This window comes from Mobilisporobacter senegalensis (assembly GCF_003752155.1).
Classification (GTDB): Bacteria; Bacillota; Clostridia; order Lachnospirales; family Lachnospiraceae; genus Mobilisporobacter; species Mobilisporobacter senegalensis.
This window is the reverse complement of the sequence record NZ_RJVG01000001.1, coordinates 127,282-142,300: the sequence shown is the minus strand read 5'-3', so window position 1 is coordinate 142,300 and position 15,019 is coordinate 127,282. Positions and strand designations below refer to the sequence as shown.

At 33.1% G+C, this 15,019-nt stretch carries 11 protein-coding genes; 10 read left to right on the top strand and 1 reads right to left on the bottom strand.

Going from position 1 to position 15,019, the window contains the following annotated elements:
- Positions 1 to 138 precede the first annotated feature (138 nt).
- From EDD66_RS00560 to EDD66_RS00525, 8 genes are all read left to right on the top strand, one after another.
- Positions 139 to 2,688, top strand: coding sequence for an Ig-like domain-containing protein (locus tag EDD66_RS00560; protein WP_123607594.1), 2,550 nt, complete (start codon positions 139 to 141; stop codon positions 2,686 to 2,688).
- 161 nt (positions 2,689 to 2,849) lie between these two features.
- Complete coding sequence (locus EDD66_RS00555) at positions 2,850 to 3,332, top strand: VanZ family protein (protein ID WP_279232872.1); 483 nt, start codon at positions 2,850 to 2,852, stop codon at positions 3,330 to 3,332.
- The gene (locus EDD66_RS00550; RefSeq protein WP_123607593.1) at positions 3,325 to 3,651 is read left to right on the top strand and encodes a DUF6142 family protein; all 327 of its coding nucleotides are present in this window, start codon (positions 3,325 to 3,327) and stop codon (positions 3,649 to 3,651) included. The genes EDD66_RS00555 and EDD66_RS00550 overlap by 8 nt, the downstream gene beginning before the upstream one ends.
- A 450-nt stretch (positions 3,652 to 4,101) precedes the next feature.
- On the top strand, positions 4,102 to 4,803 hold the full coding sequence (locus EDD66_RS00545) for a response regulator transcription factor (RefSeq protein ID WP_123607592.1): 702 nt from the start codon (positions 4,102 to 4,104) through the stop codon (positions 4,801 to 4,803).
- The gene (locus EDD66_RS00540) at positions 4,793 to 6,016 is read left to right on the top strand and encodes a sensor histidine kinase (protein WP_123607591.1); all 1,224 of its coding nucleotides are present in this window, start codon (positions 4,793 to 4,795) and stop codon (positions 6,014 to 6,016) included. The genes EDD66_RS00545 and EDD66_RS00540 overlap by 11 nt, the downstream gene beginning before the upstream one ends.
- Positions 6,013 to 8,325 carry a hypothetical protein gene (locus EDD66_RS00535; RefSeq protein WP_123607590.1) on the top strand — a complete coding sequence of 771 codons (2,313 nt, stop codon included), beginning with the start codon at positions 6,013 to 6,015 and terminating at the stop codon, positions 8,323 to 8,325. Before EDD66_RS00540 ends, EDD66_RS00535 begins: the two co-directional genes overlap by 4 nt.
- Positions 8,325 to 9,260 (top strand): ABC transporter ATP-binding protein, encoded by a 936-nt coding sequence (locus EDD66_RS00530; protein ID WP_123607589.1) that lies wholly within the window; start codon positions 8,325 to 8,327, stop codon positions 9,258 to 9,260. The genes EDD66_RS00535 and EDD66_RS00530 overlap by 1 nt, the downstream gene beginning before the upstream one ends.
- Positions 9,257 to 10,165, top strand: a complete 909-nt coding sequence (locus EDD66_RS00525; RefSeq protein ID WP_123607588.1) for an ABC transporter permease — start codon at positions 9,257 to 9,259, stop codon at positions 10,163 to 10,165. The genes EDD66_RS00530 and EDD66_RS00525 overlap by 4 nt, the downstream gene beginning before the upstream one ends.
- Before the next feature lie 467 nt (positions 10,166 to 10,632).
- Here EDD66_RS00525 and EDD66_RS00520 read toward each other — a convergent pair whose 3' ends face one another.
- Positions 10,633 to 11,433: a hypothetical protein gene (locus EDD66_RS00520; RefSeq protein ID WP_123607587.1), complete on the bottom strand. Its 801-nt coding sequence runs from the start codon at positions 11,431 to 11,433 to the stop codon at positions 10,633 to 10,635.
- A 601-nt stretch (positions 11,434 to 12,034) separates the two neighbouring features.
- Here EDD66_RS00520 and EDD66_RS00515 point away from each other — a divergent pair.
- Both EDD66_RS00515 and thrC read left to right on the top strand, forming a co-directional pair.
- The gene (locus EDD66_RS00515; RefSeq protein ID WP_243115273.1) at positions 12,035 to 12,931 is read left to right on the top strand and encodes a cell wall hydrolase; all 897 of its coding nucleotides are present in this window, start codon (positions 12,035 to 12,037) and stop codon (positions 12,929 to 12,931) included.
- Between the two features lie 445 nt (positions 12,932 to 13,376).
- Positions 13,377 to 14,864 carry a threonine synthase gene (thrC, locus tag EDD66_RS00510; RefSeq protein ID WP_123607586.1) on the top strand — a complete coding sequence of 496 codons (1,488 nt, stop codon included), beginning with the start codon at positions 13,377 to 13,379 and terminating at the stop codon, positions 14,862 to 14,864.
- The last annotated feature ends 155 nt before the right edge of the window (positions 14,865 to 15,019 follow it).

Genomic DNA, 15,019 nt, shown 5'->3' with positions numbered 1-15,019 from the left:
CCGAGTGAGAATGTGTCTAGACAAATTTTTTATTTGGACATACAATTGACAAAATTATTGGATAATATTACAATGAATACAAAATATTTCATAGTACATAAGCGTTTTTTCTAATATAGTGTATGAGGAGGAAGAAGAATGAAGAAAAATGTAGTGAAACATTTGGCATTTACTTTAATGTTATCTTTGCTTACGCCGATGGTTGCAGTACCTAATAACGCAATCGTTGTTCAGGCAGCAAAGAAAACAGCAGCTCCAAAGCTTAATAAAACAAAGGTGACTTTAAAGGGATTAAAAGACTCAGAGAAACTTACAGTTCTCAATCCGGTTTCAGGAGCAACATATTCCTGGTCATCAACTAATACTAAGATTGCAACAGTAGATTATAAGGGAGCGATCACTCCTGTTGCAAAAGGAACGACAACAATAAAATGCCGTATAAAATATCCAAATAAGACACAGAAGTTATTATCCTGTACGGTTAAGGTAGAGATTCCTGTGACAGGAATTAAGATTAATAACGCTGATTTAGGCGATAACAATGCTCATGTTATCGTGGTAGGCGAAAAGTATGATTTCAATTTTAATTATGTTCCGGCTAAGCCTTCATCAAAAGCATATTGGTTTATTGAAGATAAACAATTTGCATCTGTAAATGGTACTGGTGTTGTTACTGGTATAAAACCAGGAATCACAAGGCTTAAGATAGTTGCTGCACCAAATAGGGCAGGTGTAGATAAGAGTGATATTTATCATGCAGTTAATATCAGTGTTGTTGATAAAGAATTAAAAGCAACTCGTGTACAATCGGTAACTTTAGCCTCTGCAGGAGAACTTGTAATTAAATTTAGTGATCCAATTGATGCGTTATCAGTACTTAACCCAGATACGAAAGAACTAAAAGACACCATACGTATCTATCAGAATAAAACAAAAGAACCAACAACAGTGGATCCAGGGAAATTAACAGGTTCCTTATCCACAGATCTGAAAACATTAACAATCACTCCAGAGAAGACATTCTCCGGTGCATATGACATCAGAGTAACAAGTAACGTAAGATCAACAGAAAATGTTGCTGCGGCAGTTTATGATGAAACACTTACCCTGATTGATAAAACAGGACCAAGTTATTCAGGAACAACTCTTGATGATTCAGGAGTCATTTCAGTAATAAACTTTAATGAACCTGTAGATATCAGTGATATGGAAGTCCTGGATGTACTCATTGGTAACGGCAAAGCAAGCTCTTCAACAGAGAGTATGATTAAGAATAAGAGCAATTATGTATTAGCTAAAGATAAGAAATCATTAAAGATTGATTTATCCGGTATCTCAAGTACTGAGAAGAACCAGACGATTACAGTAATGTTATCTAATATCAAAGATTTTGCCGGTAACTATTCTAGTCCATATATAATGCCGGTTAACTTATATACAGATACTACACCAAAACCACAGGCTAAAATTGTATCAGTAAAACGTACTTCTTACAGTGTACTTTCTGTTCAATATGATAGGGCGATCAGATCGCCTGGTATTGCAATGGTAGGTGGAAATTCAATATATGGACAAGTGGATATTGACAATAATAAAATTGTTAATTATGCATTAAGCAGCAGTCAAAGTTCACTAAGAGGGAATCAGACAGTATCTATTGGGTATTGGGATTCTTACAATGTTCCATATACAGATACATCTGCTGATAAATATACAAATATAACAGTTAATTTTGATGTAGATAACAGCGCGCCATACATTGTTGATTATCGTTTGGATCCTGTAGTAGTGGGCACTACAACTACTTATAAATTAAACTTGACCTTTAATGAAACGGTGACTACAAACTCCACAAGCGGATATTTAACCTCAACCGTTTATACATCAAATGGTAATGTGCTTCCAAATACAAATCTATACTATACATTAAGTGTAAATGATAAGGTAGTAACAGTTTCATTTACAAGTACACAGTTAACTACCGGTAATTATAAAATTTCAATTCCAGCGGGATTTGTAAAAGATGTATTCTTTAACTCAAGTGTGGCAAAAGATATTACAGTGAATCAAAATGGTGCATATGGAACAGAACTGCCGGCACCGACAAGCATACAACAATCCAATACAAATCCAAGTGAAATTATAATCACTTTTGCTAATAAGCTGGACAGGGCCAGTGCAGAGACTGTGGCAAACTACAGTATATATGGAGCTACTGTAACAAAAGCTGTTTTAACAGAACAAACAGATACAAAAGCTGTGGTAACCTTAACCTTACAAACGGGAAGCATTAAATATGATGCAAGCTATCCAATTGTTCTTACAGGAATAAGAGGATATAGCGATAACCACGGACCAATATCTAAATATGAGACAATTATTCCTTTAAAAGAAAATACAGCACCAGTTGCATATACTGCAAAATATAAGAGCTCAAATAATTCGATAGAAATTACTTTTAGTGAGAATATTCAAGGTACTGCAAGATTCAATGTATACCAGAATAATACATTGTTCAATTCCAGTTCTGAAGTCAGTGCGTTTATAAGTAATAATACTGTTTATATCATGCTTAGTAAGACACCTTATAGTCCAAGTAAATTAACAGTAGCACCGGATACCAATAATGTAATTACAGATGTAAAAGGTAATGTAGCATTGGTTCCAACAATGTATGTACAAAATTAATTCTTTAGAAATTAATTTTTAAGAATAACAAAAGAGCTGAGAAATTATGGATATGATATACATATATATCCAAAATTTCTCGGCTCTTTTATTGTTATTTAATTGACTTGTTTCTGGGGATTGTATATAATTGAAAACGTACACAAAAATAGCTTTTAGGGGTGAAAATATTGAAGAAATCTCGCAAAACAGTAAACCATATTGCATGGTTACTTTTTGTAATATATATTATGTTGCTTTCTTATTTTTTGTTCTTTAGCGAGAAGTATGGCAGAATGGAAAATAATTCAGAATACAGATATAACTTACATTTATTTCAGGAAATTAAAAGATTTATAATATATAGAAAAGAAGTAGGATTTGAAAGTTTTATGGTTAATATACTAGGTAATGTATTAGCTTTTACACCATTTGGATTTGTATTGCCCATCATCAGTCCCAGTAACAGGAAGTTCTTCAATATTTTGATTTTAAGTTTTGAATTGACCCTTGGAGTTGAACTTATGCAACTGCTTCTTAAAGTTGGAATCTTTGATGTAGATGATCTCTTAATGAATACAGTAGGTGGAGTACTTGGATATATCTTATTTATCATTGCAAGGAGTATTTACTATAAAGTCTGGAAAGGAAAAAGTAATGTTTAAATTAAAGAAATCGAATTTTATGTTCTCAAATCGAAACCATTCTAAGAAAGGCATGCTTTCCACCGCATTGGGAGTACTTTCTATTATTGTTCTGATCATACTATCCATACTTTCCAGTACAAGCGGAGGCAATGGGAATATGCTTTTTGGGGGAATTGGATTATCAGCCCTCATTTTTTCTATTGGAGGACTTATTATAGGAATGCAGAGTTTAAATGAAGAAGAGGTGTATTATTCATTTCCGGTTGTAGGAACATCATTGAATACAATTATATTTGTTGTCTACATAATTATATATATTATGGGGATTTTGTTATAAAAGAGGAGAGGCCAAGTATTTAAATACTTGGCCATGTTAATGAAAAAAATAAATTTATATAATAGGGGGAATAGGTATTCATTAAGATTGTTTATTCTTAATAATTACTATGATTTTATTATACACAGAATATATGAAGATTGTTTGTAGAAAAATTGAACAATTTGTGAACATTACTTAAAAAATTGCAGGATTTCATGGAAGACCCAGTTACAGCTCAGCCATAAACCTGATTTCACTTCGTTACATTTCTATATGGCCAGACTGCGACAAAATCCAAGAATATCTTAAGGTTTTTGTAAGGATTTTTTATGATGCATATGCTAATATAATTTATATTAATGTAGGAAAATCAATATTTTGCTGGAAGAATTAGTTAAACTTGCTAAAAGTTATCATAATTAAAATAGTACACTTGTATATGTTTAATGATTTGAAAGAGGAGAAGACATGGAGCAGATAAATATTCTGGTAGTGGATGATGACAAGGATATCGCAGACCTTGTAGAGATTCATTTAATAAGCGACGGATATCGTATCTTTAAAGCTAATAATGCAAAAGATGGATTAGCGATACTGGAAAATGAAGATATAAAACTTGCTATCTTGGATATTATGATGCCAGGAATAGATGGACTCAGCATGTGTAAGATCATTCGGGAAACGAGTACGATTCCAATCATAATGCTGAGTGCAAAATCCAGTGATTTTGATAAGATCGTGGGGCTCAGTACAGGAGCAGATGATTATGTAATCAAACCTTTTAATCCATTAGAACTTACCGCCAGAGTAAAATCACAGCTTAGAAGATATACGAAGTTCAATCCGGATTCTCATGGTGAGAAATCAGATAGAGAAATTCAAATAAAACATTTGATTATTAATAAGGAAAGCCATAAAGTCATTTCAGGTGACAAAGAAGTAAAACTGACACCTATTGAATTTGATATATTATATCTGCTTGCTACTAATTTAGGAAGAGTATTTAGTACCGATGAAATATTTGAGCGAGTATGGAATGAAAAAATGTATGAAGCAAATAACACTGTAATGGTTCATATCAGAAGACTTAGAGAAAAAATTGAGATGGATTCAAGAAACGCACAAATCATAAAAACAGTTTGGGGAGTTGGTTATAAAATTGAGAAATAAAATATTTCACAGCTTTCGATATGAGGTTATCATATATGGTTTGCTAAGCCTGTTTTATGCCATTCTTACTGAACTTGGAATCTTTTTAATTATAAAGGGAGTAAAAACTTTTTTGGATCACATATCTGATGGCAGTATCCAGATGAATGAGGAACTGAATAATCAGGTTTTTTATGGAACTGCAGTAAATAATGTAAATCGGATTATGGATCAGCCAGAAGTCGGAAACCAGCATATCTTACTTACAGTCGTTGTTGTTATTATTGCCATCATATTATTTGTAGCATATTTCTTATTGCTCACCAAGGACTTTGCCAGTTATCTAGATGAAATAGTGGTTGGGATCAATGAAATTTCAGCAGGAAATTTTGATACAAGAATAGACATAAAAAATGAAGATGAATTCACTTTGATTGCCAGCAGGATCAATAAGATGGCGGATGACGTAAAACGAATCATGGAAAATGAACGTAAAAACGAACATGTTAAGAATGATCTCATTACTTCAGTGGCACACGATTTGAGAACTCCCCTGACATCTATCATTGGATATCTTGATCTGGTATCCTCAGGAAAAGAGCTGGATGATGACACGAAAAACCAATATGTTACCATTGCCTATAACAAATCGAAGCGTCTGGAAAAATTAATCGAAGACCTTTTCACTTATACAAAATTTAGTACGGGAGAGGTTTCAATGCACCCATGTGAGGTGGATATGGTAAAATTTATGGAACAGCTCGTAGATGAATTCTATCCAAGTTTTCAAGAAGTAGGACTCGATTATGAATTTAAATCAAGTCACAATCAGGCGATTATTATTGCGGATGGAGATTTATTAGCAAGGGCAATTGCGAACCTGATAAGTAATGCAGTAAAGTATGGAAGAGATGGGAAAAGCATTAAAATTGAAATTACAAAACATATAGAACATGTTGTTATTACCGTCACCAATTATGGTGAATTAATACCGGATAAAGATATCAGCAATATATTTGACCGTTTTTATCGTGTTGAAACTTCCAGATCAAGAGAAACAGGCGGAACTGGTCTGGGACTTGCAATAGCCAAAAATATTATAAAGATGCATGGTGGTTCAATTACTGCAAAAAGTGATTTTAATGGGACTGTATTTGAAGTTATACTATTGAATCAGCTTCCAGGGGGTCAATTCAACCTTGATTCTGTGGAAAGAAGGGAAAGACAATCATGAAACATAAATCTCTTATTATACTTGCCCTTACAATAATTTTCATGATTCTTCTTTCCGGTTGTATGAGAAAAATGATTTCTCAAACATCTGCTCTTCCTACTACGGAAGAAGAAACCAATGAAGAAGGGTACCGGGATCTAAAAGGAGTAGAAACTTTTAAAGTTCAAGATATGGAATTTGTGGTGAACTATGGAATCGATGGTTATGTAAAGTATGGACAATATTTCAGTGTTCAAGCCAGAATTGTTAATCATGGGGAAGATCATGATGGAGTCTTTCAAGTAATCATTCCGGGAGAAGGGAATGATAATGCACTCTATGAACAAAATGTAAAAGTGAAAGCAAATGAAACTACGGATGTAGAATTTGTGATTCGTATGAATGGGATAGGAGATCAGTTTCAATATAGGTTTGTTGATGAAGACAATGAGACAATAGTAGAAAAAGTGGCTGCTATAAAATTGTTGGAAGATCAGAAAGATATCTTTATTGGAGTGCTATCTAATGGACAATCGGAGTTTAGATATTTAGAAGACGGAGATACAGAGTTAATTTATCTAAAAAAAGATAATATTATGAATGATTATCATGCACTTGAAGCTCTCGACGGAATCATTATCTATAATTATGATCTGGAATTGCTTACGAAAGACCAATATATCTCAATTGAAAAATGGGTGCGGGAAGGTGGCAGTTTAATTCTTGAGAAGAACAGCAAGAATTATTTCCTGGACCTGTTGAAGGAGAGGACAGGAACAAAAAAGAATTTCTTTACAAAATATAATGTAGAATTTGGAAATGTCCTTGTAGCAGATGAAGATTTAAATATTCAGACAGACCAGTTTCAAACAATTGGAATGGAAATACAAGAAGAAATCATCCATGACCTTGGGGAAGGCAAGCTACGAAATAATTCAAACAGATATGGAGGGACTTTTTATAATTACAGGATCAATGATATACTCAGTATACCTGAATCGAAAGAGGTACCAGAAGTAACAGGGTATATTATAGTTTTAAGCATTTACATTCTTCTTATTGGGCCTGTTTTATATGTTGTATTAAAGAAAAGGGATAAAAGACATCTTGTTTGGATGTTGGTACCCATGACTGCTATAATATTTACTTTTATAGTCTATGCTCTAGGCTTTCATACAAGGATTACGGAACCATATGCGAAATATTTAACCTATACTAAAATTGGAGAAGATGGAAAGGCAGTAGAAGACACTTATTTTAGCCTGACATCTCCTTATAATATAGAATATAATGCTATATTTAATAGTAAATATCCTGTTGGGATCATATCAAATGAATATGGGTATATGTATGGGAATTTAAAAAAACATGATTATACGGAATATACAAAGGCAGTTGAATATAAAGAGGACAGTACCAATATTTTCATGCAGAAGTTCTCATCTTTTTCCCCTCTATATTTTATAGGAAGCAGAGAAACGACAAAGCAAGGGGGATATCAATATTCTATTAAAGATAACATAAATGAAATCAGTGGAGAATTTACGAATAATCTTGGATATGATTTGAGCCATACAGCTATTATGTGTAATGGAACAATCATACCGGTGGGTGATATTAAAGATGGAGAAACAACCCGGATTAAGAGTGATTCAGGGAACAGTTATTCAACATTAAATAGTATCTATTATACAGATGTAATAGAAAAAATTGCCGGAGGAAGCCTTAAAAGTAAAAATCTTGGTGTCTTAAAAAGATATAAAGCCCTGGAAATTTATTTAGAGGACAGCATGGTAAATTTGACAAAAGATAATTACCTCATTGGCTTTTCATCAGAAAAAGATACTCAGAGCATAATGAATACTCTGAGTATTAAGGGAAAAGGAATTGAAGTTGTTGTAATTCCTCTTGAAATTGGTGAGATTAATGATGATGGAGATATGAACATATCCAATTTAGATTGTTATATCACAGATACAGATGGATATTCCATTGATATCTACCGATATATGCCAAATGATGTAGTTGATGTGAAATATACATTTGGAAAATCAGATAAAATTAAGAGCATCCAATATTCAGATCGGGGTAATTTAGAGTTTAACCCAAATAGCAAAGCAGGATTTATTGGTTCCATCTATTTTTATAATAATCGGATTAAAAATTATGAACTTGTCTTTGAAAGTGGAAAAGCCAGAAGCATTACTGATATTGCTCCATATTTAGATGACGAAAACAATCTATTAGTGAAATATAAGGCAGAAACTGAAAAATTAAGGGAAGTCCCAGTTACGCTGCCGGTATTAACTGCCACAAAGGAGGCGTACTAATGCTTGATTTAGAGAATGTTCATAAAAATTATGGAAAAGTAACTGCTCTGGATGGCCTTAATATAACAATCAGTAAAGGTGAAATATTTGGATTTGTTGGGCCAAATGGTGCGGGAAAAACAACAGCAATGAAGATCATCTCCGGTCTTCTTCTGCCGGATTCAGGAAGAGTCAAGGTAGCAGGAGTAGATGCTTTAAAAGAAAACCATGTATTAAAAGAAAAGATAGGTTATATACCGGATTTCTTTGGAGTCTATGATAATCTGAAGGTAAATGAGTACATGGAATTCTTCGGGTCTATCTATGGGATGGAAGGAGAAAAAGCAAAAAAATTATCTCTTGAATTACTGGAGTTAGTAAATCTTTCTGATAAAGCAGAACAATATGTGGATCATCTTTCCAGAGGGATGAAACAAAAACTATGTTTAGCAAGGAGTCTGCTTCATAATCCGGAACTTCTTATCCTTGATGAACCGGCTTCCGGACTGGACCCCAGGGCCCGTTATGAGATGAAAGAGATTCTTAAGAATTTAAGACAATTAGGCAAAACAATTCTGATCAGCTCCCATATACTGCCTGAGCTTGCTCAGATGTGTACTAATATTGGTGTTATTGATAAAGGTAAGATGGTTATGACAGGCACAGTAGATCATATATTTCATGAAATGGAATCTGCCAATCCATTAGTGATCCGATTCACCAGAAATCATGAAAGAGCTTTAGAAATATTGAAAGAGAATCCTCTGGCAGATAATATAGCAATTAGAAATAAGAGTATTTCCATCACATTTAAGGGAAATGAAGAGGAAGAAGCAAGACTATTATCAACATTCATCCAAGAAGGGGTAATGGTATCTTCATTTACAAGAGAAGAGGGAAGCCTGGAGTCCTTATTTATGCAAATTACTGCAAAAGAGGAGGCTGAATTTACATGAAAATAAATCCTGTATATAAAAAAGAATTAAAGATTAGCGTCCGAACAGTAAAAATGGCTTTTATAATTTTCTTTTATAACCTTTTACTTGCTATCATCGGATTGTTTGCATTTTACCTTTCTTTTGAAGAGAGCGCAATGTATGGTGGAATAGATTATTCCAATATGCTTAGTATCTATACCACTATTGCAGTTCTTGAAATATGTCTTGTACTATTTATTGTTCCTGGATTTACTTCCAGCTCCATAACAGGAGAAAGGGAACGACAGACCTTAGAGATATTACTGACCACAAAGTTAAAACCAATCGAAATAGTTTTAGGGAAATTAGGTTCTTCCATTAGTTCATTATTATTGTTAGTATTTTCCAGTCTTCCTATTTTAGCAATCTCCTTTGCAGTTGGAGGAATCAGATTTATAGATTTATTGCAGCTCATGCTTCTTGCAATCGTAATAGCTGTTTTTATTGGAAGCATAGGTATTTTCTTCTCAACAATAGCCAGAAAAACTACCTCTGCCACAGTTTTTACTTATGGAACAGTGATCGCATTGATTCTTGGAACGGCGGCCATTGTATTTGCAGCATATCTCCTAATATCTTTTAAGATGGGGAAACAGTATGCATCGGTTGGAGTGTATAATCCACCTGATGTAGGTAATCTGATATTAATATTACTGGTGAATCCAATTGTGACTATGATAGCCATGATTACAGATCAATTTGGAAATTATTCAGAATTTTCAAAAATATTAAGTGAGTATGGAAAAGGAAATTCTACAATTATAGAAAACTGGTTTGCAGTAAGCGTCATATTGCAGTTAGTTTTATCAGCAGTGTTTATATTAGGAGCAGCAAAGTTTTTAAATCCATTGCGTAAGAGGAGAAGGGGCAATTCAAAAGAATAGATTTTAGACGTATAATAATATTTATTTAAATAATAAAGATTTCTAAATGATTATAGCCAACAAGCCAAGGGACTGTCTGCTCACCCCCTTAAAAATTATAGCCGCTATCATAATGATAGCGGCTATAATTTTTAATTGGTTCGCGGACAGTCGCCTAATGCACAAAAAGAGAAAAGGATTCTTTCATGCAAGCATGAGAATCCTTTTCTCTTTTTGTGCGCTTGGCTTGTTGTTTGCGCGAAAAATGAGCCACTTGGTTCTCATATGGCAATTGATTCTTTCCGAAACGAATCTTACTAACTTACCAAATTGAGCCAACGTGGCTTCAAATTCTGGAACTATGAAAATGGAAGAAGAAAAATATACATTTATTATAACACAAAATGTAAAAAAAGGTACCCCTTTTTTAAAAAAAATAAATATTTATCCATTAAAGGTATTTTAATGATATCTATTGGCTTTTTCCTTCACTTTATATCTATATAGTTTCTTATTTTTTTACTTAACCTGATTTGATGATATATTCTGGCATATTCGATTTCATCCACTTCCACAATATAATTTTCATAAAAATTTTTCTTAATACCCTGCTCTTTTAAAAGATTCACAGCTTTGTTATAAGCAATTGCGGCTTCTACTTCTGTAGGATATCTTCCTATTATAATATCTCCATTTACATGAATCTTCGCAAGATAGAAAGGTAACCCTCTTGTGATAATTTTAGATACTCCATGATATTTATTAATAATTTCGATATTGCCATATCGTAAATCTGTGGAGTCTCCATTTGCAAATTTATAATCTCTGCCAACCACTCCATAATTTTTAATTCCATAACGGGATAATATATTTATCTGCATTCCGTAATCAGAGACGAACAGGTGACCTCCTCTTTTCATAATTTTATGGGTAGAATAGTAGAACAAGTCATCTACATCAAATTTGAAAAAAGTATTTATATTAATATAGTAGATAAAATATCGATTCATTATATAAATTGGATTTTTAATATAAATTTTGTTGTCACGAAAATTAATTAATACAACCCATTTATCAAAAGAAAGAAAATGAATCCCTTTATTATAATTATCAATCTCATAAGAATAATCTTTAAGAAGATTATATGCTTCTTTATAAGCTTCATGAGCTGCATTTTCATCAGAGAAACTTCCGAGACTAATATGTTTATTGGAAAAGGTGATAGAAGAACGATAATATAAGGTACCGTTCTTTTTCTTAGCGATATAAACACCTGGCAGTAGTTTCATTCTCATCACCTCCTGTTTCTTACTTACAAAATATATAATAGAATAAACTTTACCCCATGACCACCGAATTAAGGTTTACTTTATCTATAATATCGTGTCACATGTCATACATTCATAATATATTATTAATATATTGTTTTTTACAATTTTTCACATATATATAAAAGGCTTTGAAGCCATGAAACGCAACAGATTGATTCCAGTTAAGTATACCACAATCAGAGTTTTCATTCAATTTTTGTATAGCTCATTGACGAATAAAGGAAGTGGAACGCGAAATAAAAAGATGAAAAATTTGGGATTCATTCCTAAAAATATTAAAAAAATATTACGAAATGAATAAAAACGTAAAATGTTGAACACAATATTTAATATAAATGTAATATTTATCTAATTAAATTATGTTGATATTGTATATAAAATCGGCAAATTCATTACAAACAATTGTTAAAAAAGCCGATTGATGGATAATTGTGGGAGAAGAAATTCAGAGCATATTCCAAAATTTAACGATTCTTATTGACAGTGATAAGTTAGATGATATAATGCAACTATGCCCAAAATGTGGCATAAAAATTTTTAAGAAAAGAGGAAGTATATTATGCTAAACATACACTCGTTTCTTCCAGGAATAAAAAAACGTATTAGAAAAAGCATGGAATCATGTTATAAATCAAGCCTGCTTGTGGTAGGTTATACGTTGGTAGCGATTATTATCCTACTTAATTCCGACGTTTCAGAGGAAAAGGACAAAAATGTCATTGAAGCCTATGCAAAGACCGAAGATATTGTAGGTTCATTTGTAGGAACGCACGAAGAAACAGCCAAGAAAGCAAACATACGAGTCGATCAAAATCCGCAGGATACAATCATTCAGAAAGAAACTATATCAGATGTCTATAGCATGGGCGCTGTTAATACAGTGGTAGTGAGCGCTATAGATGAAGCATTCGAAGAACAGCAAAAAGAAGAAATAGAAGAGAATAGAGCTCGCAGATTGGAAGCAGATGAAGAGGCTAGAGAAGCAGCAGTAGTAAAGACTCAACAAGAAAAGGCGAAGAAATCAGCGAAAATAAAAGAAGGGAAAAAAGCTGTAAAAAGCAACGCAATTACCTTATCTGCATCAGAAAGAGAAATATTGGAGCGCATTGTAGAGGCAGAAGCAACTGGAGAGGATTTAAAAGGCCGTATCTTAGTAGCCAATGTTATATTAAACCGGGTAAAAAGCAAGAAGTTTCCGGATACAGTAAAAGGAGTAGTATTCCAGCGAAATGGAAGTCGTGTTCAATTCTCTCCTACCAAAGATGGAAGGTATTGGTCAGTTAAAGTTACAAAGAAAACGAAACAGGCAGTAGATGAAGTCCTGGCCGGAACAGATTATTCAAAAGGAGCACTTTATTTCTCAGCAAGAAGTAAAGCAGATCCAAGTAACATGAGTTGGTTTGATAGAAATCTTACATGGTTGTTCCGGTATAAAGGCCATGAATTTTATAAATAAGGTAGACTCAGATTGGAGAGACTGCTGCAAAACTATCATGAATAGTTATAAGGCTAGGAATGCCACATCTCCTACTAAATTTTAAAATCAGAGTAATATAAAAGATTCTTAATTACAGAAATAGGTTTCTGCAATTAAGAATCTTTTTATTATGTAAAAATTGGGTGATAGTTCAGATAATATTTGAACTGGGCTTCATTTGATAAAAATTTAAAATTCCAGATACATATTTATTATAGAAGAAACTCATATAAAAATGTTTCATAGTATAAAAATCTGGTTATTTATTGCACATTTAAGCCTTTCAAACATATTATATAAAAGTGAATAAAAATACAAGTATATTCACCTAAATTCTAAATATTAATATTGTATCCCCTACTTAAACATGTTATAATTCATAAAACACGAAACCCAATACTATAATAAAAAGGAATGAGTAAATATGAATCTCTTATACAAAAGTACTAGAAGTGATGACACATTAGTAACTGCTTCACAGGCTATCCTTAAGGGGCTTGCAGAAGATGGGGGTCTTTTTGTGCCAACGGTAATCCCAACTCTTGATGTAAATATGGACGAACTATCAAAAATGACATATCAGGAAGTTGCGTATGAAGTGATGAAATTATTCTTTACGGACTTCACAGAAGAAGAACTTAAGAATTGTATTCATAAAGCTTACGATGAGAAATTTGATACTGAGGAGATTGCTCCCTTAGCGAAAGCAGAAGGTGCTTATTATTTAGAATTATTTCATGGGGCGACCATTGCATTTAAAGATATGGCATTATCCATTTTACCTCATTTACTAACTACTTCAGCGAAGAAAAATAATGCAAAGAATGATATCGTAATATTGACTGCAACCTCTGGTGATACGGGGAAAGCAGCTTTAGCAGGATTTGCGGATGTAGAAGGAACTAAGATTATAGTATTCTATCCCAAAGATGGAGTCAGCCCTATTCAGGAAAAGCAAATGGTGACCCAAAAAGGTGATAATACCTACGTAATAGGAATCAAAGGTAATTTTGATGATGCCCAAAGTGGTGTTAAGGCTATGTTCAATAATAAAGAGCTTGCTGCTAAAATGGACAAAGGCGGTTACCAATTCTCTTCAGCTAATTCTATTAATATTGGAAGACTGGTACCTCAGATTGTCTATTATGTATATGCTTATTCAAGATTATATAAGAATGGGGAGATTGCCAAGAATGAACTCATCAATATAGTCGTTCCAACAGGTAACTTTGGAAATATCTTAGCAGCTTATTATGCCAAGAATATGGGAGTGCCGGTGAACAAGCTAATCTGCGCTTCCAATGATAATAAAGTGTTATTTGATTTCTTTTCCACAGGAACTTATGACAGAAATAGAGATTTCATATTAACATCTTCTCCATCCATGGATATTCTGATTTCAAGTAATCTGGAGAGACTGATATACCGCATTACCGGATCTGATGCATCTAAAACAAAAGAGTTAATGGATTCTTTAAGTAATAAAGGTAATTATGAAGTTACAGTTAAAATGAGAGATCAATTGAAAGATTTTGAAGGCGGATATGCAAGTGAAGGTGACACAGCTGATATTATTAAGAAAATTTATGAAGATACAGGATATGTAATTGATACACATACCGCAGTTGCTGCCAGTGTATATGAACAATATAAAGAGGCAGCAAAAGATTCCAGCAAGGCAGTGATTGCATCTACTGCGAGTCCATATAAATTTGCCAGAAGTGTCATGAACTCCATTGATATGAAATATGATAGTCTGTCAGACTTTGAATTGATTGATGAATTAAGTAAGATATCTAATACAGATATCCCTAAGGCGATAGAAGAGATTCGAACTGCGCCGGTTCTTCATGATAAAGTTTGTGATGCAGCAGATATGCAAAGTACAGTAGAAGATATATTAAAGTTATAGAGTGATACTAATTGGAATTTAGTGTTAACTCCATCTGAATATGGCCGATTGTCCAATAAATGTTACAAAAAAATTAAAATATACCACTTATGACAAATCCTTGACATAAAATTGACACAAAGTTAGGGCATTATAAATACATGTCAAGGATACAG